Source organism: Faecalibacterium sp. AM43-5AT, from assembly GCF_003603345.1.
GTDB classification, from domain to species: domain Bacteria; phylum Bacillota; class Clostridia; order Oscillospirales; family Ruminococcaceae; genus Faecalibacterium; species Faecalibacterium taiwanense.
Map to the genome: position 1 here is coordinate 1 of NZ_QVGZ01000009.1, position 25,599 is coordinate 25,599.

The 25,599-nt window shown below is 58.5% G+C and carries 24 protein-coding genes and 1 other annotated feature; of the genes, 20 read left to right on the forward strand and 4 right to left on the reverse strand.

Annotated elements, in window-relative coordinates; translation table 11 throughout:
* Positions 1-215: 215 nt before the first annotated feature.
* Both DW937_RS10670 and DW937_RS10675 read left to right on the forward strand, forming a co-directional pair.
* Positions 216-548 carry a PadR family transcriptional regulator gene (locus tag DW937_RS10670; protein WP_120120897.1) on the forward strand — a complete coding sequence of 111 codons (333 nt, stop codon included), beginning with the start codon at positions 216-218 and terminating at the stop codon, positions 546-548.
* A complete protein-coding gene (locus DW937_RS10675; protein WP_120120898.1) occupies positions 541-1,209 on the forward strand; it encodes a hypothetical protein in 669 nt (222 codons plus the stop codon). The genes DW937_RS10670 and DW937_RS10675 overlap by 8 nt, the downstream gene beginning before the upstream one ends.
* 92 nt (positions 1,210-1,301) lie before the next feature.
* Here the strand turns inward: DW937_RS10675 and fba are convergent, their stop codons facing one another.
* A complete protein-coding gene (gene fba, locus DW937_RS10680) occupies positions 1,302-2,165 on the reverse strand; it encodes a class II fructose-1,6-bisphosphate aldolase (RefSeq protein ID WP_005941384.1) in 864 nt (287 codons plus the stop codon).
* A gap of 723 nt (positions 2,166-2,888) precedes the next feature.
* Here fba and rlmB point away from each other — a divergent pair.
* From rlmB to DW937_RS10700, 4 genes are all read left to right on the forward strand, one after another.
* Positions 2,889-3,821: a 23S rRNA (guanosine(2251)-2'-O)-methyltransferase RlmB gene (rlmB, locus tag DW937_RS10685; RefSeq protein ID WP_120120899.1), complete on the forward strand. Its 933-nt coding sequence runs from the start codon at positions 2,889-2,891 to the stop codon at positions 3,819-3,821.
* A 48-nt stretch (positions 3,822-3,869) separates the two neighbouring features.
* Positions 3,870-6,602, forward strand: a complete 2,733-nt coding sequence (locus DW937_RS10690; protein WP_120120900.1) for a cell envelope biogenesis protein OmpA — start codon at positions 3,870-3,872, stop codon at positions 6,600-6,602.
* Between the two features lie 165 nt (positions 6,603-6,767).
* Positions 6,768-7,307, forward strand: coding sequence for a rubrerythrin (rbr, locus tag DW937_RS10695; RefSeq protein WP_005941401.1), 540 nt, complete (start codon positions 6,768-6,770; stop codon positions 7,305-7,307).
* Between the two features lie 227 nt (positions 7,308-7,534).
* Positions 7,535-8,476, forward strand: a complete 942-nt coding sequence (locus DW937_RS10700) for an Ig-like domain-containing protein (RefSeq protein WP_120120901.1) — start codon at positions 7,535-7,537, stop codon at positions 8,474-8,476.
* Positions 8,477-8,521: 45 nt separating this feature from the next.
* On the opposite strand, the gene DW937_RS10705 is transcribed toward DW937_RS10700, so the two are convergent.
* Positions 8,522-8,701, reverse strand: a complete 180-nt coding sequence (locus tag DW937_RS10705; RefSeq protein ID WP_097776726.1) for a hypothetical protein — start codon at positions 8,699-8,701, stop codon at positions 8,522-8,524.
* A 122-nt stretch (positions 8,702-8,823) separates the two neighbouring features.
* Here DW937_RS10705 and DW937_RS10710 point away from each other — a divergent pair, with 122 nt between their 5' ends.
* The 13 genes from DW937_RS10710 to DW937_RS10770 all read left to right on the forward strand — a co-directional run bounded on the left by DW937_RS10710 (position 8,824) and on the right by DW937_RS10770 (position 21,098).
* The gene (locus DW937_RS10710; protein WP_118529088.1) at positions 8,824-9,762 is read left to right on the forward strand and encodes a ribonuclease Z; all 939 of its coding nucleotides are present in this window, start codon (positions 8,824-8,826) and stop codon (positions 9,760-9,762) included.
* Positions 9,759-10,973: a CCA tRNA nucleotidyltransferase gene (locus DW937_RS10715; RefSeq protein ID WP_120120902.1), complete on the forward strand. Its 1,215-nt coding sequence runs from the start codon at positions 9,759-9,761 to the stop codon at positions 10,971-10,973. Before DW937_RS10710 ends, DW937_RS10715 begins: the two co-directional genes overlap by 4 nt.
* A 68-nt stretch (positions 10,974-11,041) precedes the next feature.
* Positions 11,042-12,145, forward strand: coding sequence for a tRNA 2-thiouridine(34) synthase MnmA (gene mnmA, locus DW937_RS10720; RefSeq protein WP_120120903.1), 1,104 nt, complete (start codon positions 11,042-11,044; stop codon positions 12,143-12,145).
* A gap of 13 nt (positions 12,146-12,158) precedes the next feature.
* On the forward strand, positions 12,159-12,929 hold the full coding sequence (locus DW937_RS10725; RefSeq protein ID WP_097780951.1) for a tRNA threonylcarbamoyladenosine dehydratase: 771 nt from the start codon (positions 12,159-12,161) through the stop codon (positions 12,927-12,929).
* 245 nt (positions 12,930-13,174) lie between these two features.
* Complete coding sequence (locus DW937_RS10730; RefSeq protein ID WP_120120904.1) at positions 13,175-14,062, forward strand: putative manganese transporter; 888 nt, start codon at positions 13,175-13,177, stop codon at positions 14,060-14,062.
* A 158-nt stretch (positions 14,063-14,220) separates the two neighbouring features.
* The gene (locus tag DW937_RS10735) at positions 14,221-15,111 is read left to right on the forward strand and encodes an HAD family hydrolase (protein ID WP_165852925.1); all 891 of its coding nucleotides are present in this window, start codon (positions 14,221-14,223) and stop codon (positions 15,109-15,111) included.
* Entirely contained in the window at positions 15,108-15,596 is a 489-nt protein-coding gene (locus DW937_RS10740) for a DNA-deoxyinosine glycosylase (RefSeq protein ID WP_120020958.1), read from the forward strand. The genes DW937_RS10735 and DW937_RS10740 overlap by 4 nt, the downstream gene beginning before the upstream one ends.
* A gap of 99 nt (positions 15,597-15,695) precedes the next feature.
* Positions 15,696-16,322, forward strand: coding sequence for a 5-bromo-4-chloroindolyl phosphate hydrolysis family protein (locus tag DW937_RS10745; RefSeq protein WP_120120906.1), 627 nt, complete (start codon positions 15,696-15,698; stop codon positions 16,320-16,322).
* A gap of 40 nt (positions 16,323-16,362) precedes the next feature.
* Complete coding sequence (locus tag DW937_RS10750; RefSeq protein ID WP_120120907.1) at positions 16,363-17,520, forward strand: toxic anion resistance protein; 1,158 nt, start codon at positions 16,363-16,365, stop codon at positions 17,518-17,520.
* 1 nt (position 17,521) lies between these two features.
* Complete coding sequence (locus tag DW937_RS10755) at positions 17,522-18,280, forward strand: LemA (protein WP_120120908.1); 759 nt, start codon at positions 17,522-17,524, stop codon at positions 18,278-18,280.
* Entirely contained in the window at positions 18,277-19,287 is a 1,011-nt protein-coding gene (locus DW937_RS10760; RefSeq protein WP_120120909.1) for a TPM domain-containing protein, read from the forward strand. Before DW937_RS10755 ends, DW937_RS10760 begins: the two co-directional genes overlap by 4 nt.
* A gap of 200 nt (positions 19,288-19,487) precedes the next feature.
* Positions 19,488-20,693 carry a threonine ammonia-lyase gene (gene ilvA, locus DW937_RS10765; RefSeq protein WP_005942203.1) on the forward strand — a complete coding sequence of 402 codons (1,206 nt, stop codon included), beginning with the start codon at positions 19,488-19,490 and terminating at the stop codon, positions 20,691-20,693.
* A 30-nt stretch (positions 20,694-20,723) separates the two neighbouring features.
* The gene (locus tag DW937_RS10770) at positions 20,724-21,098 is read left to right on the forward strand and encodes a RidA family protein (protein WP_118529102.1); all 375 of its coding nucleotides are present in this window, start codon (positions 20,724-20,726) and stop codon (positions 21,096-21,098) included.
* Between the two features lie 76 nt (positions 21,099-21,174).
* Here the strand turns inward: DW937_RS10770 and DW937_RS10775 are convergent, their stop codons facing one another.
* Together DW937_RS10775 and DW937_RS10780 are read right to left on the reverse strand one after the other, a co-directional pair.
* Positions 21,175-21,975, reverse strand: a complete 801-nt coding sequence (locus tag DW937_RS10775; protein ID WP_120120910.1) for an SDR family oxidoreductase — start codon at positions 21,973-21,975, stop codon at positions 21,175-21,177.
* Positions 21,976-22,179: 204 nt separating this feature from the next.
* Positions 22,180-23,397, reverse strand: a complete 1,218-nt coding sequence (locus tag DW937_RS10780) for an ATP-binding protein (RefSeq protein WP_120120911.1) — start codon at positions 23,395-23,397, stop codon at positions 22,180-22,182.
* A 169-nt stretch (positions 23,398-23,566) separates the two neighbouring features.
* Positions 23,567-23,825, forward strand: a binding site (T-box leader).
* Positions 23,826-23,919: 94 nt separating this feature from the next.
* On the opposite strand from DW937_RS10780, the gene ilvB reads away from it, so the two are divergent.
* Entirely contained in the window at positions 23,920-25,584 is a 1,665-nt protein-coding gene (gene ilvB, locus DW937_RS10785; RefSeq protein WP_120120912.1) for a biosynthetic-type acetolactate synthase large subunit, read from the forward strand.
* Positions 25,585-25,599: the final 15 nt, after the last annotated feature.

Sequence of the window (25,599 nt, forward strand, 5' to 3'; positions counted from 1 at the left end):
AAGATAGTTCGCTGGAAACGGCGCGTGAAAATAGGTAGTCGCCGACTTGAACAGAAAGCTCTGAGATGAAAATCTCAGGGCTTTTTTGTTGCACAAAAATATGGAGCGGATTTTGGTCGAAATGATAACAGGACAGGACTTGACAAAAATACTACTATGCAATACAATATAGGTAATCTACTATGTATTACATAATAGGTAAAAGGAGGTATCCAGTGGAAAACAACACACAATTGCTTAAGGGCGTTTTGGAATTCTGTGTTCTGAAATTCATTAGCAGAGAGCCGACCTATGGCTATGAGATTGTGATGCATCTAAAACAGGTCGGGTTTTCTGACTTGAGTGAAAGTACACTCTATCCGCTGCTACTGCGGCTGGAACAGCAGGGAAAGGTCACGGTGGAACGCAGACCCTCCCCCAAGGGACCGAGCCGGAAATACTACGTTGTAACGGAAGAAGGGTGGCAGGCGCTTCTTGAATTCCGACAAGATTGGAGCCAGCTATGCCAGCTGGTGGAAAAAATTTTTAAGGAGGAGCCAGATGAATAAGTATTTTGCACTGCGAAAAGCGAACCGGATGCGTACCAGACTGCTGACAGAAAAAAGTCAGGAGCAGCTTAAGGAAGTGATCCGCTATCTTCGTCGGGTCAGCTGGGACTTCTGCGGGATTGAACTTGTGCGCAACGATCTGCTTGATATTTCCATCCAAGCCAATGCGAAAAATCAGGAACTGTTCGATTCGATTTCGGATGCAAAAACCTTCGTAGAGGAGGTCAAGCCAAGTTTGAAAACACTGAGAGCTGCGGATTACTTCTGGTTTCTTGCACCGCTGTATTTCTTCTTTGAGTGGGGCGTGGAAGGGCTGCTGCTTTACCCGGTAATTGGTGATTGGGTTTTTGAACTTTCTGTAGGCTATCTGATGCAGCTTGTTGTTGCAGTGACGGTTTTTTGCGCACTGTTCCGCCGGATGATGGAGCAGGTAGGCTTTCCGCCACGAGAGCATTGGCTGAAATATGCTACATGGCTGGTGCTTTATATCGTGACCCTGTATGGAACGGGCTGGTTCTTTACCCAGATCGCGGGTAAGATCGTACTGCTGCGGCTTCCGATCCTTAGCTATTCGATTTTTTGCCTGCTTCTGGGTGCAGGACTGTATGCAATACATTTTTGGAGATATGGAAAAGACCCGCGTCTGAGTGCTCGCATATAAAGTAAAAAGCGCCCCCGCTGCACTGTGCATAACGGTGCAGCGGGGGCGCATACTTTATTGGGTGGTGTACCGGTTACGATACGAGCTTCTGCTTAGCCCTTGCCTGCGCAGCCGAACAGCTCGATCTTCTCCTTGCACTTGGCCTCGATGGCCTTTGCGCCGGGAGCCAGCAGCTTGCGGGGGTCGAAGCCCTTGCCCTGCTGATCCTTGCCCTCTTCGATGTACTTGCGGGTAGCCTCAGCAAACACCAGCTGGCACTCGGTGTTGATGTTGATCTTGGAAACGCCCAGGCTGATGGCCTTAGCAATCATCTCGTCGGGGATGCCGGTGCCGCCGTGCAGGACCAGAGGGATGTTATTGGTGGCCTTGTGGATGCGGTCCAGAGCCTCGAAGTCCAGACCCTTCCAGTTTGCCGGGTAGACACCATGGATGTTGCCGATGCCGGCAGCCAGGAAGTCAATGCCCAGAGCGGTGATCTTTGCGCACTCCTCGGGGTCTGCGATCTCGCCGGCACCCACAACGCCGTCCTCGACGCCGCCGATGGAACCGACCTCGGCCTCGATGCTCAGGCCCTTAGCGTGTGCCAGAGCCACCAGCTCCTTGGTCTTTTCCACATTCTCCTCGATGGAGTAGTGGCTGCCATCGAACATGATGGAAGAGAAGCCGGCCTCGATGCAGGCCTTGCAGCCCTCATAGGTGCCGTGATCCAGATGCAGGGCAACGGGAACGGTGATGCCCATGGAATCGACCATTGCGCTGACCATGGCAGCGACGGTCTTGAAACCGGTCATGTACTTGCCGGCACCCTCGGAAACGCCCAGAATCACAGGGCTCTTCATTTCCTCGCAGGCGGTCAGAACGGACTTGGTCCACTCCAGATTGTTGATGTTGAACTGAGGCACACCGTAGTGGCCATCACGTGCTTTGATCAGCATTTCGGTTGCATTTACCAACATTATTCATTACCTCCACAAAATCATTGGGGTCTTGCTCGTTTCATATCCGCTTTGTGCACGGTTTAACGAACCTACAGAATTAGTATACCCCAAACAGCGGCCAAAATCAATCCAAACCGGTGTTTTTCCTGTAACAATGCGGGGATTCTGTTTCTGGCAGGGTGCAGGGGGTTACTGCCAGAAGCGCGTACATTCGATAGAATGCAACAAATTTCCATATAATGTGCAACGAGCGGCCGAAAGACAGAAAGCTTGATGAAGGACGGATTTTCAACACAGATCCACATTCGTCAAAATGATATTGGGCAATTTGGCAAAAGCGGACAGGATGCAGTTCAAAAAATTGTCATATTTCCGACTTGTATTCTACAAATTGTACGCAGGAAATCAAAAAAGGTCGAACCAAAAAGTGGAAAACCTTGTGGAAAGTGTGGAATTCCACAGGCAAAACAGGCTTTAAAGCTGGACTTTTGAACTTTCTCCACAGGGTTTTCAACATGTGGAAAAATAATCGCTCTTCTACGGATTGTATACCGCGTTTTTGTGGAAAACTTTTTTCTCCGGCAAAACAGAGGGATATCTACTCAGCAGTCGGGTAAAGCTGATGCAGGGCGGCAGAACATTTCTGCAAAAAAGCGGAAACGGTCTCCGGCACCACGAACAGAAAAACTTTTGCAGGACGCGGATAAAAAACGGTAATTTGCTGGCAAACAAGTTCGGCTTATGCTATACTTCAAGATGAGTTACCATCTTCAGATCATACCGGTGCGCGGCCCAGAGTGCGGCGCGCCTTTTGGAGGGTGTGCACAGCACCTTCCGGTGATACAACGGAAGGAGAAAATCATCATGGAAGAAAAGAACCAGCCGCGCCGTCCGCGCCGCAGCCCGGAAGAGCCGCTGCAGAAGAACGAGAGCCTTGTTTATGGCAAAAATCCGGTGACCGAACTGCTGAAAAGCGGTTCCGGAGTGGACACCGTGCTCATTGCTGAGGGCATGGCTCCGGCCGTGGCGGCTTACTATACCGCATTGGCAAAGGAAGCGGGTGCCACGGTGAAGCGGGTGCACCCAAACAAGCTGCGCCTGATGACCGGCACCGAGAGCCATCAGGGTGTGGCGGCATTTGCCAGCGAGATCGAATACGTGACGGTAGACGACCTGATGGCAGCAGCCAAGGCCAAGGGCGAAGCACCTTTTCTGGTGCTGAGCGATGGCATTGAAGACCCGCACAATCTGGGTGCCGTGATGCGCAGTGCTCTGCTGTGCGGTGCGCATGGCATCGTGATCCCAAAGCGCGGCGGCGCATCGGTCACGCCTACCGTCATCAAGTCCAGCGCAGGTGCCGCAGAACGCCTGCCGGTGGCTCGTGTGGCCAACATCGGCGAGACCATCCGCCGCCTGAAGGAGCAGGGTGTGTTCGTCTACTGCGCCGATATGGACGGCGTGTCTCTGCGCAGGAACAACCTGACCGGCCCCATTGCACTGGTGCTGGGCAGCGAGGGCAGCGGTGTTTCCCAGCTGGTGAAAAAGCTGTGCGACGGCGTGGTGCGGCTGGATATGGCAGCACCGGGCACCGGTGTGGACAGCTACAACGTGTCGGTGGCTGCGGGCATTATTCTGTACGAGATCCAGTCCCAGCGCGCAGCACAGCAGGCATGATCCGGCATTCGGGCCGGAACCTCAATTTGAATTACAGGAGGGACAAGAATGCCGAAAGATAGAAATAATGGCCGGGAAATGACCCCGGATGAAAAGTTCCGCTCCTTTTTCAGCACCACGGCGGTGGATATCCCGGAGGAGATGACCCGGAGGGACGAAAACCAGCCGGAGGAAAAGCCGCAGAAACGGTTTGGCCTGTTTGGCCGTGGTAAGGAAAAGCAGGAGACTGACGAAGCTGCAGCAGAGCAGCCGCAGGAAATGCCCACCGGTGAGGTGCGGCTGGGTGAGGATGCGCAGCCGGAACCGGAAGCGGATCTGGAACTGATGCTGAAGCCGGAGGCAGACCCGGAACAGGAACTGGCTCCGTGGCCTTTTCTGGAGAAGGAAGCAGAGGATGCACAGCCGGAAGCACCCGCCAAAAAGCCGGAGGAAAAATCTGCACCGCAAACGGCGGAATCCCTGGCGGCAGTGAAGCCGGAAACACCCCGGCAGAGCGCTGTCCCGGCGGCTAGACCCGCAGAGCAGCACAGCACGGCAAAGCCTCTCCGGCACCCCAAGAATGCGCCGGAGGTGCTGCTGCCGCAGGAAGAGCAGGAGCAGCAGGAGATGGCACAGCTCAAGGCGATGATCAACGGCCTGAGCGACCAGAAGCCGGAAAAGCCTGCACCGAGAGCCGAAGCAGCCCCGGCAGCAGAAACTGAACCGGCTGAAAGCAAAAAGAAACCGTCCGGTGCACCGCTGCCCGCGGCTGTGTTTGCAGCGGTAAAGGAGACGGCACCGGAGCTGCAGCTGGAACCTGTGCCGCAGCCGGAAAAAATGGAGCAGCCGGAAAAGCAGCCGGTGGTCGATTTCTTTGGCAAGGCGCAGAGCGAGGACGCACCGCAGGCACCTTTGGCCCCGGCAGAGGAGCCTGCTGCAAAAGAGGACACCATGAGCCTGCCGCTGCTGCCGCTGGACGGTGAAGAGCCGCAGCAGGCACCGGAGAAGGCATCCGCTGCGCCACAGCCGGAACTGAAAGCTGAGGCGGAGGACGCGGTGTCTCCGGAGGAACATGCCGAAACGGAGCTGCCCGAGCCGGAGGCTACGGCGGATAAGCTGCACCGTATGAGTGCAGAGCTGACGCTGCGCTGCGTGCTGGGCGGCATTCTGGCTGTGGTGCTGCTGCATTTTGGTTTGGTGTCGGATGGGCTGCTGCCCGCCATGGCGGCGCTGGACCCGGATGCTGCCCCGGCGGCATTCTATGGTGCAAACCTGCTGCTGCTGGCAGCAAGCCTGTGCGTTGGCTTCCCGGTGCTGCGGGACGGCCTGACCGGCCTGCGCGGGCGTCCCTCGGCCGATACGATGCCGGCGCTGGCTGCAGTGGCAGCGCTGGTGCAGGCGGTCACAGCCATGCTGAACGCAAATGTTTACCGCGGCACCACCGGCATCTCGCTGCTCAGCGGCATGGCCGCGCTGGGGCTGTTCCTTGCGCTGCTGGGCAGCCGGGTGATGCTGGCTGCTGTCAAGGGCGGCTATGAGCTGGTGACCAATGGTGTGGAGTTCGAGAGTGCCTACCGCGCCAAGGATAAAGACCTGCTGCGCGCCCTTGCACGGGATCTGGAACAGAAGGACCCCTGGGTGCTGCTGAGCCGCCCGATGAAGGAAGCTGACGGCTTTGTGGAGCAGAGCTTGAGCGAGCGCGCAAGCGAGCGCCGTGCCCGCAAAGTTTCGTACATCCTGCTGGGCGTTGCCCTGCTCAGCGGTGTGCTGTTCCTGCTGGCAGGTGCCGGCTGGAACAAAGCTGCGGCTGCCATGGCAGCTGTGCTGTGCATGGGCGCACCGCTTTCTTCTACCCTGATCGCGGGCGTTGCCTCACTGCGGCTGCAGCGTGCGGCTGCGGCTGTGGGCGCAGTCGTGCCCGGTTGGCAGGCCATTGAGCAGCTGGGCGGCATTGATACGCTGCAGATCGATGCAGACGACCTGTTCACCGCCGACAGCGCACAGCTGGAGGATATCCGCATCTTCAAGGGCGGCCGCATCGACCGCGCCATCCTGTACGCGGCCAGCGTGCTGAACGAGAGCCACGGCACCCTGAAGGGGCTGTTCCGCCAGATCGTTGAGGAACGCACAGACATCCTGTTCCCGGTCAAGGATCTGGAGCAGCACCATGGGCTGGGCTTTTCTGCCTGGTGCGATAACAACCGCATCCTCATTGGTACCCGCCGCTATCTGGAGCAGGAGGGCGTGCCGCTGCCGGACGAGGAATACGAGATGCAGCACTCGAAGAACGGCGAGCTGCAAATTTTGTATCTGGCTGTGTCCGGCAATCTGCACGCTATGTTCGTGCTGAAATATGTGGGCGGGCGCAATGTGGCCCGCAGCCTTGCCGTGCTGCAAAAGGAGAACATCCGCCTGCTGGTCACATGCCAGGACCCCAGTCTGACTGCACACCACATTACCGAAGCATACCGCCTGCCGGAAGGCATGATCACCGTGCTGGATCAGGAGCAGTGCAACGCCATCAAGGCCGCACCGGCAGACCCGGAGGACACCTGCTGCATGATCCATCTCAAGGCGTTTGCCAGCCTGACCGGCGGCCTTCAGGCTGCGGATCAGGCCCAGAACGCCGAGAGCAGCGCCACCACGGTACAGATGGTCTCGGTGCTGTTCTCCATTATCATTGCAGCGCTGCTCACCAGTGCAGGCAGCATCTGGGAGCTTTCGGTGGCAACGGTGCTGATGTATCAGGCAGCGTGGAGCGCCCTGAGCATTGCTGTGTGTGCACTGAAGCAGCATAATTGAGAAATATTCTCAGAATAAATAGGAATTATTCTTGATTTCTGTCAAAAAATATGGTATACTCTGTTCAGAACCTGAGCCGCAGGCGAAAAAATTACTGCCGGGCTGAATGATAGAGCCGGGATCGGTCGATCCTGACAGAAGATCCGTTTTTGAAAGGAGAGCATCATGGAACTGAAGGGTACCAAAACCGAGAAAAATCTGATGGAAGCGTTTGCAGGCGAGAGCCAGGCACGCAACAAGTACACCTTCTTTGCCAGCATGGCAAAAAAAGAAGGCTACGAGCAGCTGGCCGCGATCTTTGAGGAGACCGCCGGCAATGAGAAGGAGCACGCAAAGATCTGGTTCAAGCTGCTGTGCGGCGGCGCGATTCCCGATACCCTGACTTGTCTGGATATGGCAGCAGGCGGTGAGCACGACGAGTGGACTGAGATGTACCCCCGCATGGCCAAGGAGGCCAAAGAAGAGGGCTTCCCTCAGATCGCAGCACTGTTCACCATGGTGGCACAGATCGAGAAGGAGCACGAGGAGCGCTACCGTGCGCTGGCCGAAAACCTGAAAAACAACAAGGTCTTTGCCCGCGAGGAGCAGCAGGTATGGCAGTGCCGGAACTGCGGCTACACCTATATCGGCAAGTCCGCACCGCTCAAGTGCCCGGTGTGCGCACATCCGCAGAGCTACTTTGAGCTGAAAAAGATCAACTACTAAGCTGAAAATTCAAAAGCAGAACAGCGCCGCCGCATCCGGTTTGCCGGGTGCGGCGGCGTTTTGTACAAAATTGAAAAGCGGATTTTATTATTCTCCACAAAATAAGGCTCAGCTGCCCGGCAGAATGGGCAAAAAACTTGACCCGGTTTTGCACTGCGTGTAAAATAATACGGAGACAGGAATATTTAAAGGATCTTGCAGCAAAGCAGGCGGGGAGGGCAAAGCCCATGAAGCAGGGGTTCAAAGCGTGTGTTTGTGCAGTGGTGCTGTGCGCAGAACTGTTTGCAGCCGGGGCATTGTCGGCCTATGCTGCGCAGGAGCAGCCGCTGCCGGACAGCGGCATGACATTGGACACTGCCGAACTGACGCTGGATATCACCGAAGGAGACCCGGCCCCGGTGGCCTACCTGAATGTGCAGGCACCCAACGACTACTTCTTTCTGATCTGGGCTTCCAGTGATCCGGCAGTGGCATCGGTGGACGGCACCGGCAAGGTGACCGGCCATGCCGAGGGTACTGCGGACGTCACGGCCCGCAATGAGCGCGGAGAAAAGACCACCTGTACCATCACGGTGCGCAAAAGCACAGCCAGCCGCCTGGTGCTGAACACCAGCGAGCTGGCGCTTACCATTACAGAGCAGGAGCCTGCCCCGACGAAGCAGCTGAAGCTGGAACAGAACAAAGGCGGGTTTACCTATGTGCGGCAGTGGGTCAGCAGCAACCCGGCGGTGGCATCGGTAAGCACAAACGGTACCGTAAAGGCACAGGGGTCCGGCAAGGCCGTCATCAGCGCACTGACCACAGCCGGGCAGGTGCTGCGCTGCACGGTAACGGTCACATCGGAGATCGGACGGGTGCAGATGAGCAAAAACGCCATGCTGCTGCAGGCAGTGGGAGCCAGTCAGAAGCTGACCGCGCAGGCTGCAGGCACCAAAAACGGAACGATGACATGGCTCAGCAGCAATCCGGGCGTGGCAACTGTGAGTGCGGATGGCATGGTAACGGCGGTGGGCGACGGTGAAACGATGATCCTTGCCGTTACACCGGAGGGTCGTGCCGATGCCTGCTATGTGGCCGTGGGAGCGGCGGCGTGGCGGTTCCGCTCGGAGGACGAACTTGCCGAAACGCTGACCCTGACCGGTCAGCTGCCCTATTCGGATGGAAAATAAAAAGAAAAATGGGAGCGTTCTGTGCAGCAGGATGCTCCCATTTTTTCAAAACCCGCTGGGCAGAAAGATCATGGTCCCGCGGGAAGAATACACCAGCTTCTGCACCGCACACCCGTAGCAGCACGCCAGCACAAGCAGGATCAACGCGGCAAGCACAAGCCAGCGCAAAAACCGACCGCTGCGGCGGTATCTGCCGGAAAACGAACTGCCCTTTTTGTGCCGCATCCTGCCACGCCCTCCTTTTTGCTGTGCTGGCCCATGCTATGCGCGGCCAGCAGTGATTGTGCAACGTGCTGGGCTGTGGTACAATAAAATATCGAAATCTACTGTGCAGGGAGAACGATTTTATGCTGACCATTACACTGCTGGGCACTGCGGCTACCATGCCGCTGCCGGATCGGGCACTCTCGGCGGCGTTTGCTGCCTGCGGTGGCCACGGCCTGCTGTGGGACTGCGGCGAGGGCACGCAGGCAGCGGCACACCGGGCAGGCGTGAACCTGATGCGGGCAGATGCCATCTGCCTGACCCACTACCATGGCGACCACATCTTTGGTCTGCCGGGCCTTTTGCAGACTCTGGGGGCGCAGGGCCGCATAAGGCCGCTTGTGCTGCTGGGTCCGGAGGGCCTGCCGGATATCTGGGCGGCTGTGCGGGCACTGACCGGCCCGCTGCCCTATCCGGTGAAGCCGCAGGTGCTTATGCCGGGCCAGCCGCTGGCGCTGGATGCGCTGAGCGAGGGCTGGCCTGCCGGTGCGCGGCTGGTGCCGTTTGCCACAAAGCACCGGGTAAAAAGCCTTGGCTACCGGCTGGAGCTGCCCCGTGCAGGCAAATTTTCGCCGGAGCAGGCCCGGGCGCTGGGGGTGCCGGTGCAGCAATGGAAGCTGCTGCAGAAAGGGCAGAGCGTTGCCGTGGAGGGCAGAACGGTGCAGCCTGCGCAGGTGCTGGGCGCACCGCGCAAGGGGTTGAGCGTGGTATTTTCCGGCGATACGGCCTCCTGCCCGTATTATTTGCAGGCGGCGCATGACGCAGACCTGCTGATATGCGATGCCACCTATGCCCTTCCGGAGCAGGAAGACCAGGCCCGTCAGTGGGGGCACAGCACCTTTGGGCAGAGCGCGGCCCTTGCTGCGCAGGCGAGAGCAAAGCGGCTTTGGCTGACCCATTATTCCCCCATGATCACCGACCCGGAGGAATATGCCGCGCAGGCACAGAGCATCTTCCCGGCGGCGGAGTGCGGCTTTGACGGCAAAAGCATCACCCTGCAGTACGAGGAGGCACAGCCATGACCATCCGGATGGACGAGGGTGCGGCAGAGCTGCTGGACACCCTGCACAGGGCGGGCTATGCAGCCTACGTGGTGGGCGGCTGCGTGCGGGACAGTCTGCTGGGCCTTACACCGCACGACTGGGACCTGTGCACCAGTGCTCTGCCGCAGCAGGTGATGGAGCTGTTCGGCGCGCAGCGGTGCATCCCCACCGGCCTGCAGCACGGCACGGTAACGGTGAAGCAGAGCGGTGCCCTTTACGAGATCACCACCTTCCGTACAGAAGGCACCTACACGGATGGCCGCCACCCGGACGAGGTGCACTTTGTGCCGGATGTGTGGGAGGATCTGGCCCGGCGGGATCTTACCATCAACGCCATGGCCTACAATGAAATAGAAGGTCTTGTGGACCCCTTTGGCGGGCAGGCCGACCTGCAAAGCGGCATCGTACGGGCGGTGGGTGTGCCCCGCCAGCGGTTCACCGAGGACGCGCTGCGCATCCTGCGGCTGTACCGGTTCGCAGCCCGGTTCGGCTTTGCCATCGACCCGCCCACGGCGCAGGCAGCACAGGAGCTGTGTGCCCATCTGGACTGTGTATCGGTGGAGCGTATCGAGGAAGAGCTTGCAAAACTGCTGAGCGCACCCGCCCCTGCGGCATATCTTAACGAAAAAATACTCGGTGTTGTTTTGCCCGAGCTTTCACCGGAGGCACTGGCGGCGGCAAAGCCGGTGGTGGATGCCTGCCCGGCGGGTGCAGAAAACCTGCCCATCCGGCTGGCGGCGCTGCTGCTGAGCCTTGGCGAGGACGGCATCCGCCGCACCCTCAAGCGCCTGCGCTGCTCCAACGCCTTGATTGAAGAGGCGGCGGTGCTGGTGCGGGAAGCCGTGCCGGGTGTGCCGGTATCCCTGAATATCTACGCCCGCCGACTACTGGGCAGATATAACTTGTGTACCGTGCAGCGCATTGCTGCACTGGGCACAGCCCTGCAGCCGGAACATGCGGCTGATTTTGCTGCACTTTCCGAATTGGCCGAACAATTGGACGCGGACGGCGTATGCTGCCGCGTCAGCCAGCTGGCTGTGAATGGCCGCGACCTGATGGCGGCAGGCGTCCCGGCGGGGCCGGGCATCCGCAAAGTGCTGGAAGCGCTGCTGGACGGTGTGATCCGGGAAGAATATCCCAACGAGCGGAAAGCCCTGCTGGCCGCAGTGCGGCAGCTCGCTGCGTCTTGACAAGCTCTTTTTTCAGAGTTACTATTATACTACTGTTTTAGTATGTTGAATGCACCAAAGGAGAACTTATGACCACACAGATCCCTGATTCAAAGCCGCGTGCCCTCATTGCCATGAGCGGCGGCGTGGACAGCTCGGTGGCGGCATGGCTCATGCAGCAGGCAGGCTATGACTGCACCGGCATCACCATGCGGCTCACCCGCAACGAAACGCTGGGACAGTCCGGCTTTCACACCTGCTGCTCGGAAAAGGACATCGAGGACGCGGCAGAGGTGGCGTATGCCATGGATATCCCGTACGAGGTGCTGGATTTCACGGCCGACTTCCGGGAACAGATCATTGAAAAATTCGTCCGCGTGTATGAGGCGGGCGGCACGCCGAACCCCTGCATCGACTGCAATAAATATATGAAGTTCCGCCATCTGCTGGACTGGGCCCGGGCACACGGCATGGAGTATGTGGTCACGGGCCACTATGCCCGGGTGGAGCAGGACGATGCCACCGGCCGTTTCCTGCTCAAAAAGGGGCTGGACGAGGGCAAGGACCAGAGCTACGTGCTCTACAACCTCACTCAGGAGCAGCTGGCGCATATCCGTCTGCCGCTGGGCGGCCTGCACAAGACTGAGGTGCGCGAGATCGCGGAGCAGCACAAATTTGTCAATGCCCGCAAGCACGACAGTCAGGACATCTGCTTCGTGCCGGATGGCGACTATGCCCGCTTTATGGAGGACTTCACCGGCAAACACTACCCGGCAGGTGATTTTCTGGACGAGAGCGGCAGGGTGGTGGGCACCCACAACGGCGCGGTGCGGTACACCATCGGCCAGCGCAAGGGGCTGGGCCTTGCCATGGGGGCACCTGTGTACGTCTGCGGCAAGGACATGCAGGCAAACACCGTCACGGTAGGGCCGGAGGAGATGCTGTTCGATCGCATCGTGTATGCAGACGAGGTGAACTGGATCGCCATTCCGGAGCTGACCGGGCCGCTGCGGGTCACAGCCCGCACCCGGTACCATCAGGTGGAGCAGGCCGCCACCGTCTACCCGGCGGAGTGCGGCTTCCGGCTGGAATTTGACCAGCCCCAGCGCGCCCCTACGCCCGGTCAGGCCGTGGTGCTGTATCAGGGCGACACCGTGCTGGGCGGCGGCACCATTACGAGAGTGGAAAAGTAACAAGGAGAACAAAATGCAAAATCAGTATTCCCGCACGCAGTTGCTGCTGGGCGCGGAAGCTATGGAAAAACTGCACAATTCCCGCGTGGCGGTGTTCGGCATCGGCGGCGTGGGCGGCTATACGGTGGAAGCGCTGGCACGCAGCGGCGTGGGGGCACTGGATCTGATCGATGACGATAAAGTCTGCCTGACCAATCTCAACCGCCAGATCATCGCCACCCGCAGTACGGTAGGGCAATATAAAGTAGATGTGGCTGCGCAGCGCATCCACGACATCGACCCGGACATCAGGGTGACCACCCACCGGTGCTTCTTTGGCCCGGAAACACAGGACCAGTTCGACTTTACCCAGTACGACTATGTGGTGGATGCCATTGACACCGTCACCGGCAAGCTGGCCCTTGTGATGAAGTGCAAGGAGGCGGGCACTCCCATTATCTGCTCCATGGGCGCAGGCAACAAGATGGACCCGACCCGCTTTGAAGTGACCGATATCTACAAGACCTCGGTCTGCCCGCTGGCCAAGGTGATGCGCACCGAGTGCCGCAAGCGCAAAATCAAGCACCTGAAGGTGGTCTACTCCAAGGAGCCTGCCATGACCCCCATCGAGGATGACGCCATCAGCTGCAAGTATCACTGCATCTGCCCTCCGGGCACCCAGCGCAAGTGCACCCAGCGCCGCTCGGTGCCGGGCTCCAATGCCTTTGTACCCTCGGTGGCCGGCCTGATTATCGGCGGCGAGGTGGTAAAAGACCTTGTGGGCTTTGTACCGATGAAGGGCTGATATTTAAAATAGTTTTTACGGAACCCCGGAAAAGTCTGCGGATTTTTCTGGGGTCCTTTCTGTTATGGGCAGTGTCACCGCTGCGGCACAGGCTTCAAAAATACTGCAAAAATAAATTTGCAACTAATTTGCATTTTGGTATTGCAATTGGAGAGAATATCGTGTATAATCATCCCTGTTCAAAAATGCAACCAATTTGCAATTTACTAAAATGAAGTGACAAACGGTCGTTTTTAGGAGCGTATATGGAACTGTTTCTGGATGTTCTGGGCGAATCTCTGGTGGATACCGCCAAGATGCTGCCCTTCCTGTTTTTGGCTTATCTTCTGATCGAGTATATCGAGACCCGCCACGGTGAGCGCATTGAAGCACTGCTGGCAGGCGGCGGGCGCTGGGGCGCGATTCCGGGCGCGGTGCTGGGCTGTGTGCCGCAGTGCGGCTTCTCGGCCATTGCGTCCAACTTCTACTCCTCCCGTGTGATCACGCTGGGCACCCTGATGGCCGTCTACCTTGCCACCAGCGACGAAGCCATCCCGCTGCTGGTATCCATGCCGGCCTACTGGGATAAGCTGGCTGTGCTCATGGTCATCAAGGTGGTATACGCCATTGTGGTGGGCTTTGCGCTGGATTTTGTCCTGCGCGGCGTACTGCCCAAATCGCTGCGCGGCGGCTACACCGGCCATGCCGACGAGGTGGACTGTCACGAGGAGCACAGCGACGAAGAGGGCAAGCCCGCCCCCATCTGGAAAGCGGCCCTGCGCCACACGCTGGAGATCTTTGTGTTCATTTTTGCGTTCAGTCTGGTGTTCGGCCTGATCGTGGAAGGCGTGGGCGAAGATGTGTTTGCAGACCTTCTGGGCAGCATGGGCTTCTTCCAGCCGGTAGTGGCTGCGCTGGTGGGCCTGATCCCCAACTGCGCCGCCAGCGTGCTGCTGACCCAGCTGTATGTGGAGGGTGCTCTGCGCTTTTCCGGTCTGGTGGCGGGCCTTTGCACCGGTGCAGGCGTGGGCCTTGCGGTGCTGTGGCGCACCAATCCTTCATGGAAGCAGAACCTGTTCATCACCGGCCTGACATGGGGTGCAGGCGCATTCCTCGGCGTGGCAATGCAGGTGGTCGTGGCCGTGTTTGCGTGATCACGAGAAGAAGCTGCAAAGAAAACGGCATCGTGAAACAAAATAAGGCTATTGCATGGAATTCTGTGCAGTAGCCTTATTTTTATGCCCAAATGCACCCCAATTTTAAAAAAGTATGGTATACTGGTACAAAACTCAGTTCCATAGGGGAGAATAGAATGCAATATAAGATTCTGGCAAGCGATTACGACAACACACTGGTGCCCTTTGGCGAGGGCAAGCCGCGTCAGAAGGTGGTAAAAGCCATCAAAAAGCTGCAGGCCGCAGGCGGCAGATTTGTGCTCAGCACCGGCCGCGCGTATCCGTGCGTCAGCCTCAAAGGGCAGCTGGGCGGCATCCGGTTCGATTATGCCATCACCTGCAACGGTGCCTGTGTGGTGGACCGCGAGGGCCGTATCGTGGCCGAGCACCCGCTCACTGCAGAGGAAATGTATGCGCTGGTGGATTTCTGCGAGGATTATAACTATCCGCTGCAGTTCAATTTCAGGGATGCCTGCTACGCCTACTGCGAGTATGAATATCTGCACAGGGGCTATCAGCAGATGAACAGCATCGGGCTGGACTGTGTGGACGGTGAAGATCAGGACCGCCACCTGATCGACATGCCCCACGCGGCCTTTGCGGCCATGCCGCCGGAGCGTGTGGCGGACTTCAACGCCAAGTACGGCCATCTGGGCCTGCACTGGATGCAGGTGGGCGCGCAGAATGCCGACGGCCTGTGCTACTACGACATCGTGCGCGGTGGAATGGACAAAGGCGTTGGCCTTGCCGACCTGTGCGAAAAGATGGGCCTGACACTGGCCGATGCCGTGGCGGCAGGCGATTCTGCCAACGATGTGGCCATGCTGAAGGCAGCGGGCCTTGGCTGCTGCATGGCAAACGGCACGCCGGACGCAAAGGCTGCCGCCGACCGCATCATTGGCGATGTGCGGGAGGACGGCCTTGCCGACCTGATCGATGAGCTGTGGTTCGACGGCCCCAGAGCAGAGCCGTCCGGCCGCGACCTTGGCTCGCCTTGGGATAAAATTGAAAGTGCAGGCGGACAATGAGCTTTGAACCGGTGTATAACGAACACAGCCGGGCGCTGATCCTTGGCACATGGCCCAGCCCCAAAAGCCGGGAGATGGCCTTTTACTACGGCCACCCGCAGAACCGCTTCTGGCCCGTGCTGGCCGCGCTGACCGGTGAGCCGGTGCCTGCCCGTGAGGACATTGAAGCCAAAAAGCAGATCATCCTGCGCCATGGGCTGGCCCTTTGGGACACGCTGGAACGCTGCACCATCACCGGCGCAGCGGACGCTTCCATCAAGGATGCAGTGCCGAATGATATTGCCGCTCTGCTGGCAAAGGCACCCATCGAAGCAGTATTCTGCAACGGAGCCACCGCATACCGGATCTATACAAAGTATCTGCAGCCGGTGTCCGGCATTGCAGCGGTAAAGCTGCCCAGCACCAGCCCGGCAAACGCTGCCTGCCGCCCGGAAAAGCTGCGCGAAATCTGGGGCGCGGCTCTCTTGCCGTGGATCAACAAATGATGGCAAGGTTGTAAATTATCCGTGAAAGCCTTGCGTTTTTCGCGGGGTGCGGTATTATGGATAACATAAGGGGCAATGCCCCGGACAAGGAGAAGAAACATGAGCAAGATCATCCGCACCAGAAAGCCCAGCGTTCTGCCATTTTATGCAATGGCACTGGTCTTTTTGGTATTGTGCGCGGTACTGCCGGTGTATAAGCTGTGGGCGCTTCTGGCGGCGCTGGGCGGTGCATTTGTGGCCTTTGGTGCGGCACAGAAGGTCTGCCCGCCCCGGGTGGTGGAGCACGAAGTGCCTTTCCACACCGGTGTGGAGGATGTGGACGCGATGCTGACCGACATCCAGCAGAAACTGGATACCCTGCACAGCCTCAACGAGCAGCTGCCGGACCCGCAGCTCTCTGCCGCCATGACCCGCATGGAAAAGGCGGGCCGCTCCATTGTGGAAGCGGTGGAAGCAAACCCGGAAAAGGCAAAGCAGGTGCGCAGGTTCGCAAACTACTACCTGCCGGATGCGGTGAACGTTCTGCAGCAATATGCAAAGCTGGCAAAGCAGGGCGTGCGCGGCGAGAATGCCGCAGCCATCCGTACCGAGGTGGAGCACAATGCTGCTTCCATTGCCACGGCGTTTGAAAACCAGCTGGATGCCCTGTACGCCGCCGAGAGCATGGACCTTTCGGCAGATATCACGGTGCTGCAGAACATGCTCAAAGGGCAGGGCCTGAGCTAAGAAAAAAGGTAAACGGTATTTGGAAAGGAAGGAATCTCTTATGGCTGATAATACATTCAACTTTGACCTCGATGCACCCGCAGTACCCACCCTGACGCTGGACCCCACCCCGGCAGAAGAGGAAAAGGCGGCACCCGCCCAGCAGGAAGCTGCCGCACCGGAACAGCCGCAGGTGAACCTGACCCCGGAAGAACAGGCCATGGTGGATCAGTTTGCTGAAAAGATCGATATTACCAACAGCCAGCAGGTGCTGCAGTACGGCTCCGCCTGTCAGAAGAAGATCGGCGATTTCTCCGAGGCCGCCCTTTCCAAGGTGGCCACCAAGGATCTGGGCGAAGTGGGCGATATGATCACCAGCCTGATCGGTGAGCTGAAGAGCTTTGATGCAGGCGAGGAAGAGAAAAAGGGCATTTTGGGCTTCTTCAAGAAGAAGGGCGACCAGCTGGATGCCATGAAGATGAAGTACAACAAGGCCGAGACCAACGTGGAAAAGATCCAGTCCATGCTGGAGGGCCATCAGGTGCAGCTGCTCAAGGACATCGCCATGCTGGATAAGATGTACGAGCTGAACATGGCCTACTTCAAGGAGCTGAGCATGTATATCCTTGCCGGCAAAAAGAAGCTGGCCGATGTGCGCGCAAACGAGCTGCAGCAGGCCATAGATAAGGCCAAGGCTTCCGGCCTGCCGGAGGATGCACAGGCGGCTCGTGATCTGGCCGACCAGTGCGAACGCTTTGAGAAGAAGCTCTATGATCTGGAGCTGACCCGCAACATCAGCCTGCAGATGGGGCCGCAGATCCGCCTGCTGCAGAACAACGACACCATGATGGCAGAGAAGATCCAGTCCACCATCGTCAACACCATCCCCCTGTGGAAGAACCAGATGGTGCTGGCACTGGGTCTGGCCCACAGCCAGCAGGCCATGCAGGCCGAGCGTGCCGTGACCGACATGACCAACGACCTGCTCAAGAAGAACGCCGAGGCCCTGAAGATGGGTACCATCGAGACCGCAAAGGAATCTCAGCGCGGTGTGGTGGATATCGAGACCCTGCAGCAGACCAATAAGAGCCTGATCGAGACGCTGGACGAGCTGAACAAGATCCAGAGCGAGGGCCGCGCAAAGCGCGCTGCCGCCGAGCAGGAGCTGAACCGCATCGAGGACGAACTGAAAGCAAAAATGATGGAGATCCGGAGCTGAGATGGCAAACGCAGATTTTTCGCAAAAACAGAACAGCACTTCCGGCGGTTTTGACGCGGGCAGCTACCGCGAACAAAAGCAGCCGGAGCAGGCCGTGCCGCTGACACCTCTGCAGCAGAAGCTGGCAGGGCTGGAAGCAAAGCTGCCCGCAGCCCTTTCCACCCGCGCAGCTGCACTGGCGCTGAGCGTGGTGGTGATGCTGGCGGCCTTTTTGGGCTTTGGCAGCGCCAAGCTGCGCAGCCGATACAACGAAGTCCGCAAATGGTACACGGTGGGTGTGGCGGCAGACAACGGCTATAACCTCAACGAGGAGCTGACCACCCGCATGAACACGGCGGCAAACATCATCACCACCGCCGGCAGCACGCTGGGAGCGGACAATGCCGAGGTGCAGGCCGCACAGAGCGCGCTGAGCGATTTTACCGCCTGTCTGGAAGCCGTGCAGAACGGCGGCAGAAGTCAGGCACCCACCTCGCTGCCCTATTATCAGGGCAGCACGATGCATGCGCTGTATCAGGCCAACGAGGTGCTGGGGTCGCGGATCGATCAGCTCTACGCAAAGCTGCAGGAGCAGGCCGCAGACCCCATGAAGATGGGTGCAGTGCAGGGCCAGTACGGCCAGTTCAACAGCGCGGCTACCATCATCGGCACCCTGAAATACAACGATGCCGTTTACGACTACCAGAAAGAGACCGGCGGCTTCCCAGCCAGCGTGCTGGGAGCCATTGCCGGTGTAAAGGAGGTTGAACCCTTCGCATGAAAAATTTTGCAAAACGCGTGAGCGCTCTGGTGCTGGCCCTTGTGGTGGGCGCGGCAGTCCTGTGCCCGGCGGCCCTTGCCGCCGCCAGCCTGCCGGACCTGCCCAAAGACGAATGTGTGGTGGATGATGCCAACATCCTGAGCGACAGCACTACCCAGACCATCGTTGATCTGAACAACCAGCTGCAGTCCAGCTGCAACGGAGCACGGATCGGCGTACTGACTGTAGATTATACGGGTAATTATTCCACTGAGGATTATGCAACACAGGCCTTCAACGCCTGGGGCATCGGCTCGGCTTCCGAGAACAACGGTGTGCTGATCCTGCTGGTGATGGAGTCGCCCATCTACGAGGATGGCGATTACTACGTGACCTACGGCGACGGCTTCCGCAACACCACGCTGGAAAGTCAGGCCAGCGCCCTCGCTCAGACCATGGAAGGTGATTTTGTTAACCGCGATTACAGCGATGCAGTAATCACCTGTGCCAACAATGTGGCCAGCACCATTGCGGATATCTACGGTGTGAGCCTTTCGGGCAATAATGGCAGCTATGCCCAGCCGGACGACGGCCCCACCACTTTTGAGGATGTCGTTCTGGGTATCGTGATCCTGTTCATGTCCCTGATGGTGATGCTGATCATCGTACTGTTCGTGTTCCGGGTGTTCATTGCACCCATCGGCCACGCAGCAGGCTGGAATTGGGGTCCCTTCGCATGGGGCTACATGGCAGGTTCGGCCCGTCGGCACCGTCCCGGCCCGCCGCCTCCTCCGGGCCCCGGCTTCGGTCCCGGATACGGCCCGGGCTATGGCCCCGGCCCCCGCAATGACCGGCCCCGCCCACCCCGGAACAATAACCGCCGTCCGCCCCGTCCTCCCATGGGCGGCAGCTTTGGCGGCGGGTCCTTCGGTGGCGGCTCGTTCGGCGGCGGCAGCTTCGGTGGCGGCTCCTTCGGTGGAATGGGCGGCGGCGGCAGCCACGGCGGCGGCGGTGGCCGCGGCCGTTAAAAACACAAAAACACGGAGAACTGCTGTGGGCGGTATGCCTGCGGCAGTTCTTTTTTTCGGTTTCAGGTGTGAAGGAAATTCATTTGACAAATCAACTTTGCTAACCTATACTGAGAAACATGCATAATAAGCCAGAAATAAAGGCTCTGAGGGCGGAAAAGCCGCAGAGCAGGGAACGATAAAAATAGAGGGAGAAAACCATGCTGACTCTGGATAAGATCTACCATGCAGCCTTTGTGCTCAAGGATGTTGCCCGCAAGACCGACCTCATCGAGGCACCCAAACTCTCCAAGGACTGCCAGCTGTACCTGAAAACCGAAAACCTGCAGGCCACCGGCAGCTTTAAGGTGCGCGGTGCTTACTATAAGATCAGCCAGCTTTCCGAGGAGGAGAGCGCCAAGGGCGTGATCGCCTGCTCTGCCGGCAACCACGCACAGGGCGTGGCGCTGGCTGCTACCCGCCGCGGCATCAAGAGCATCGTCTGTATGCCGGACGGTGCCCCCATCATGAAGGTGGAGAATACCAAGAATCTGGGCGCAGAGGTGTGTCTGGTGCCCGGCACCTACGATGATGCCCACGACAAGGCTGTGGAGCTGCAGGAAGAAACCGGCATGACCTTTATCCACCCCTATGACGATGAGCAGGTCATCGCGGGGCAGGGAACCATTGGTCTGGAAATTCTGGATCAGCTGCCGGATGTGGATGCGGTCGTTGTGCCGGTGGGCGGCGGCGGCCTGATCTCCGGCGTGGCCTTTGCCATCAAGAGTCTGCGCCCGGAGGTGAAGGTCTATGGCGTACAGGCCGAGGGTGCACCCAGCATGTACCGCAGCCTGCACGAGCATAAGTACCAGACCCTGAAAGCCGTTTCTACCTTTGCAGACGGCATTCAGGTCAAGACTCCCGGTGAGCTGACCTACCAGATCTGTGAGCAGTATGTGGACGACATCGTGACCGTGAGCGAGGATGAGACCGCTGCCGCCATCCTCTCGCTGATGGAGAACCAGAAGCTGGTTGCCGAGGGTGCCGGAGCCGTGCCGGTGGCTGCAGTGCTGTTCCACAAGCTGCCGGTCGAGGGCAAAAAGGTGGCCTGCGTCGTCTCCGGCGGCAACATCGATGTGAACATCCTCAACCGCGTGATCACCCGTGGTCTGGTCATGAGCGGCCGCAAGGCGAACATGACCATTGCGCTGGAGGACAAGCCCGGCCAGCTCAAGAAGGTGGCCGAGATCGTGTCCCGCTGCGGCAGCAATGTGGTGTCGGTGCAGCACGATGGCTCCGATCCCAATATGCCCATTTCCAGCTGCTTCCTCAAGCTCACCCTTGAGACCCGCGATGCCGAGCAGATCGAGCAGATCCGTGCAGAGCTTGCAAAAGAGGGTTTCCAGCTTGTGAGCGAAAGAGTATAATAGAAGAAAAAAAGAAAGGATCGTTTTATCATGAAAGTTGTTTCCACTTCCAACGCACCCGCAGCCATCGGCCCTTACAGCCAGGCGATCGATCTGGGCAATATGGTGTTTGTTTCCGGCCAGATCCCGGTAGACCCTGCTACCGGCAAGATGGCCGATACGGTTGAAGAGCAGGCTGCACAGAGCCTTGCAAACCTCAGGGCCATTCTGGCCGAGGCTGGCCTTTCCATGGCAAATGTGGTCAAGACTGTCATTTTTCTGGCCGATATCAACGATTTTGCCGCTGTGAATGCCGTGTATGCCAAGGCCTTTGCTGAGCCGTTCCCTGCCCGCAGCTGCGTGCAGGTGGCCGCCATCCCCAAGGGCGCAAAGCTGGAGATCGAGTGCATCGCCGTGCGCGAATAATCAGGCCTAAACACAAAAGGGGCTGTGCCAGCGGCACAGCCCCTTTTGCATGTATGAGGAAGAATGAGAACAGCAATTACGGGCGCAGACCCATGCCGCCCTCCAGCGTGAGGGTCTCGCCGGACAGATACTTGAAGTCCGGCATGGCCAGCTGCACGCATACCCGGCCGATCTCGGTCTCGGGGTTGGCGTAGTGGCCCATGGGCGGCATCTTGACGTTGGCTTTGAACGCATCTGGGTATGCCTGCTGGAACTGCTCCAGCTTGGCGGTCCAGGCCAGCGGGCAGATCACGTTGACATTGATGCCATCCTTGCCCCACTCAGTAGCGGCCACGCGGGACAGGCCGCGGATGCCCTCCTTGGCGGCAGCGTAGGCGCACTGGCCAAAGTTGCCAAATAAGCCTGCACCGGATGCAAAGTTGATCACGCTGCCCTTGGACTTGGCCAGATAGGGATAGCAGGCCTTCATATAGTAAAATGCAGCGTACAGGCCGGAATAAAGGGCAAGATCAAACTGCTCGGTGGTGTGCTCTGCCAGCGGCACGCCGGAAGCGGATGCCTGTGCGTTGTTCACCAGCACTTGAATGCCACCAAAGATATCCACAGCCTGATTGACGACATTTTGCACGGTGGCTTCGTTGTCGGTGCCTGCACACACATCTGCCTGCACCGGCAGAACGCGGATGCCATACTTGGCTTCCAGCTCGTTTTTTGCCTCTTCCAGTTTTTTCACATTGCGGCCAGTGATGACCAGATTTGCGCCCTCTTTTGCAAAGGCGGTGGCAATGCCATAGCCGATGGAGCCGCAGCTGCCATCGGAAAGTACGGCGCGGCCTGCGCCGGTGATGATAGCGGTCTTACCCGTTAAAAAGCCCATAGTTGCCCTCCAGAAGTGCTCAGTTGATATATCAATTGGCTGATGTTGGCCATATTATAGCCTGAATTTCAATAGAATGCAAGGCTTTTTACCGATAAATAAAAAATAGACAAAGAATGCCGAGAAGGTGAAAAAATTCACGACTTCTCGGAATTTTGTGAAAGATTTGTCAGAGACTTTGATGTTAAAATAAAGACAAACTAATTACTTCTGCACGCCCGCCTCGCACTGCTCAATAAACTGCTTTGCCACGCGGGGGCTGCGGCCGCCGGCGCGGATGGCAAAGGCTTCGGCTTTGACCAGCAGCTGATCCATCGGCATGTCGATGCCGTGCTGCTTTGCCAGTTCGGCCAGAATGGTCTCAAACCGGGCCTTCTCCGGCCGCTGGAAAGTGACCGTCAGGCCGAATCGGGCGGAAAGGCTCATCAGCTCCTGCCGGGTATCGGCTTCGTGGATGTCGTCGCCGGTGCGGTCGGTCAGTGTTTCTTTAATAAGGTGGCGGCGGTTGGAGGTGGCGTATACCGCAATGTTTTTGGCTCTGCCGCCCACGCTGCCCTCCAGAATGGCCTTCAGGGCGGCAAAGTTGTCGTCGTTGGCGGTAAAGCTCAGGTCGTCGATGAACAGGATGAATTTGAGCGGGTTCGCGGCCAGCTTGTCCATCAGATCCGGGATCTGGTAGAGCTGGTTCTTCTTCACTTCCACCAGCCGCAGGCCTTCAGGTGCAAACTCATTGGCAATGGCCTTCACCGCACTGGACTTGCCGGTGCCTGCATCGCCGTACAGCAGCACATTGTTGGCGGGCATCCCGGCCAGCAGGGCCTTTGTGTTGGCAATGACCTTTTCGCGCTCCTTCTCGTAGCCGGGCAGCTCGGAAAGGCGCTGAGGGTCCGGGTATTTCACCGGCACCAGCTGGCCGTTCTCCACCGTGAACACATGGTGCTTGGCAAACATGCCATAGCCCTTTTTTCCCACCTCGCTCATGCGCTGGGCGTAGGCGGCAGGCAGGTCGATGCTGGAGGTCTCCCACCGGGGCAGGAAAGCCAGCTCCTGCGCCTGCCCTGTGGCAGAACCGGCAGCGGCCAGCAGCTCGTCCAGCGTCAGGCCGCACAGAGCCTGCAGAAAAGCCAGTTCACTGTCCAGCGCGGTCTGCAGTGCAGGGGCAAGGGTGCCCGATGCAGCCTGACGTACGCAGACGGTCTCGGCTTCCAGCACAGCGGCGCTGAGGTAGCTGCCCCAGTTGGTGGTGTGCTCGAACAGTGCGGCTTCAAATTGGGCCGCAGCGTCGCACACCGGGCCATAGCCGGGCGCACCGGCTTCCATGCGGTCGGTCAGGTCCACAAGCCTTGCCACAACGGGGTCGTCCAGCAGGCTGCGGAAAACAACAAGCCCGTGCAGCCGGGCATTCCATTCTCTCAATTTCATATTCCTGTCCTCTGGTTGGTCTTAAATTAAACGCGCGGGCGCGCATATCAGAAGTATACAGCGCATTCTGCCATGGCGCAAGAGGTGTTCAATTAACTTCATGTTTGGGGTGATTCAGGTTACAAATTGTCGATTGACAAAAGGCCGATTTATAGTATAATTTACATCAACAAATGCGCAGATGGGAAAAAGTACCACACGATCCCCACTGTTCAGAGAGCTGCCGTCTGGTGCAAGGCAGTCAGTGCTTCGTGCGGAAAATCGTCCCGGAGCAGCCTGCCCAACGGGTGCAAAACCCTTGTAAGCAGCGCCGGTTGCAGCCGTTACCGTGCAGGGCTTTGTTGGAAGCCCGTGAGAGGGTGTGCACAGCACGCCAACGAGAGTGGTACCGCAGAGAGCTTGATGATCACAAGGTCTTTGTCTCTTGGTTTAACAGGGGACAAAGGCCTTTTCTTTTAAAAAGAAGCTCCCCGGGAACGTGTAAAAAGTGGAAAAAGGTTAGGAAAACAGGAGAAACTCACCATGCAGTTGAATGGTTCTCAGATTTTTGTGGAGGTCCTCTGCGAGCAGGGCGTGGACACCCTTTTTGGCTATCCCGGCGGCGCAGTGCTGAACCTTTACGATGAGCTGTACAAAAATTCGGACCGCATCACCCATGTGCTGACGGCACATGAACAGGGCGCGGCCCACGCGGCAGACGGTTATGCCCGTGCCACCGGCCGCACCGGTGTGGTGCTGGCCACCAGCGGCCCGGGTGCCACCAATCTGGTCACCGGCATTGCCACCGCTTACATGGACTCGGTGCCCATGGTGGCCTTCACCGGCAACGTAGCCACGGCGGGCCTTGGTAAGGACGGCTTTCAGGAAGCCTACATTGAGGGCATCACGATGCCCATTACCAAGCACAACTTCACGGTGCGCCGTGTGGAAGAGCTGGCCGATACCATGCGCTCTGCCTTCCGTATTGCACAGAGCGGCCGCAAGGGCCCGGTGCTGGTGGATATCCCCAAGGACGTGACGGCGGCGGTATGCGAGTTCACCCCCAAAAAGCCGGAGCCCATCCGCACCGTGACCACCTTCAACGCGGAGCAGGTCAAGTGGGCAGCGGATCTTATCAATGCGGCCCAGCGACCGCTGGTCTACTTTGGCGGCGGCGTGCGCAGCGCAGCCTCCTGCCAGCCGCTGCGGGATCTGCTGCACAAGGCAGAGATCCCGGCCACCTACACCCTGATGGCCGCAGGCGTTGTGCCCTACGGCGACCCGATGAACATTGGCATGGTGGGTATGCACGGCTGCTACACCTCCAACCGCGCTGTGGCCGACTGCGACGTGCTGATCGCGGTGGGTACCCGCTTTTCGGACCGTGTGGCGCTGAATCCCAAGACCTTTGCAAAGAATGCCACCATCATCCAGATCGACATCGACCCCAGTGAGCTGGGCAAGAATGTGGAGGTCGATCTTTCCATCGTAGGCGATGCCGCTTACGTGCTGAACGCCATGCTGCCGCAGATCGAGGAAAAGAAGCATCCCGACTGGATGAAGATGATCCATGAGTGGCAGGCACAGGATTACCACCCGGTGTCCGACCCCACCCGCCTGATGCCCCATCAGGTGATCGGCGAGGTGTGCAACCAGTGCGGCCCCGAAGCCGTGTATGTGACCGATGTGGGCCAGCACCAGATGTGGGCGGCACAATACCTGCGCCACGCCAAGAGCCGCGGCTTTATCACCAGCGGCGGTCTGGGTACCATGGGCTTTGGCTACGGTGCCGCCATTGGCGCACAGATGGCTCTGGGCCGCGACCAGCGGGTGGTCATGTTTACCGGCGACGGCTCCTTCCACATGAACCTGAACGAGGCCTGCACCGCCGTGAGCTATGAGCTGCCCATCGTCACCGTGATCTTCAACAACTCGGTGCTGGGCATGGTGCGCCAGTGGCAGACCACCTTCTACGAAAAACGCTACAGCCAGACCGACCCCCACCGCAAGACGGACTTCGTCAAGCTGGCCGAGGGCTTTGGCCTGAAAGGCTACCGCTGCAGAAACCTGCCGGAGTTTCAGGCTGCTTTTGCGGATGCGATGAAGCAGAAAGGCCCTACCTGGATCGAGTGCATCATCGATAAGGACGAAAAGGTGCTGCCCATGATCCCCGGCGGCGGCGACATCAACGATATCATCATGGAATAAGGAGGGCACAGCAAT

Bases quoted from the DNA above. Each gene is read 5' to 3' on its own strand.
- DW937_RS10690 (WP_120120900.1), top strand. From the start codon at position 3,870: ATGCCGAAAGATAGAAATAATGGCCGGGAAATGACCCCGGATGAAAAG.
- DW937_RS10730 (WP_120120904.1), top strand. From the start codon at position 13,175: ATGGAACTGTTTCTGGATGTTCTGGGCGAATCTCTGGTGGATACCGCC.
- DW937_RS10760 (WP_120120909.1), top strand. From the start codon at position 18,277: ATGAAAAATTTTGCAAAACGCGTGAGCGCTCTGGTGCTGGCCCTTGTG.
- ilvA (WP_005942203.1), top strand. From the start codon at position 19,488: ATGCTGACTCTGGATAAGATCTACCATGCAGCCTTTGTGCTCAAGGAT.
- ilvB (WP_120120912.1), top strand. From the start codon at position 23,920: ATGCAGTTGAATGGTTCTCAGATTTTTGTGGAGGTCCTCTGCGAGCAG.
- DW937_RS10740 (WP_120020958.1), top strand. From the start codon at position 15,108: ATGAGCTTTGAACCGGTGTATAACGAACACAGCCGGGCGCTGATCCTT.
- DW937_RS10700 (WP_120120901.1), top strand. From the start codon at position 7,535: ATGAAGCAGGGGTTCAAAGCGTGTGTTTGTGCAGTGGTGCTGTGCGCA.
- DW937_RS10710 (WP_118529088.1), top strand. From the start codon at position 8,824: ATGCTGACCATTACACTGCTGGGCACTGCGGCTACCATGCCGCTGCCG.
- rlmB (WP_120120899.1), top strand. From the start codon at position 2,889: ATGCTATACTTCAAGATGAGTTACCATCTTCAGATCATACCGGTGCGC.
- DW937_RS10770 (WP_118529102.1), top strand. From the start codon at position 20,724: ATGAAAGTTGTTTCCACTTCCAACGCACCCGCAGCCATCGGCCCTTAC.
- rbr (WP_005941401.1), top strand. From the start codon at position 6,768: ATGGAACTGAAGGGTACCAAAACCGAGAAAAATCTGATGGAAGCGTTT.
- DW937_RS10715 (WP_120120902.1), top strand. From the start codon at position 9,759: ATGACCATCCGGATGGACGAGGGTGCGGCAGAGCTGCTGGACACCCTG.
- DW937_RS10735 (WP_165852925.1), top strand. From the start codon at position 14,221: ATGCAATATAAGATTCTGGCAAGCGATTACGACAACACACTGGTGCCC.
- DW937_RS10750 (WP_120120907.1), top strand. From the start codon at position 16,363: ATGGCTGATAATACATTCAACTTTGACCTCGATGCACCCGCAGTACCC.
- DW937_RS10705 (WP_097776726.1), bottom strand. From the start codon at position 8,701: ATGCGGCACAAAAAGGGCAGTTCGTTTTCCGGCAGATACCGCCGCAGC.
- DW937_RS10745 (WP_120120906.1), top strand. From the start codon at position 15,696: ATGAGCAAGATCATCCGCACCAGAAAGCCCAGCGTTCTGCCATTTTAT.
- DW937_RS10780 (WP_120120911.1), bottom strand. From the start codon at position 23,397: ATGAAATTGAGAGAATGGAATGCCCGGCTGCACGGGCTTGTTGTTTTC.
- DW937_RS10775 (WP_120120910.1), bottom strand. From the start codon at position 21,975: ATGGGCTTTTTAACGGGTAAGACCGCTATCATCACCGGCGCAGGCCGC.
- DW937_RS10755 (WP_120120908.1), top strand. From the start codon at position 17,522: ATGGCAAACGCAGATTTTTCGCAAAAACAGAACAGCACTTCCGGCGGT.
- fba (WP_005941384.1), bottom strand. From the start codon at position 2,165: ATGTTGGTAAATGCAACCGAAATGCTGATCAAAGCACGTGATGGCCAC.
- DW937_RS10675 (WP_120120898.1), top strand. From the start codon at position 541: ATGAATAAGTATTTTGCACTGCGAAAAGCGAACCGGATGCGTACCAGA.
- mnmA (WP_120120903.1), top strand. From the start codon at position 11,042: ATGACCACACAGATCCCTGATTCAAAGCCGCGTGCCCTCATTGCCATG.
- DW937_RS10725 (WP_097780951.1), top strand. From the start codon at position 12,159: ATGCAAAATCAGTATTCCCGCACGCAGTTGCTGCTGGGCGCGGAAGCT.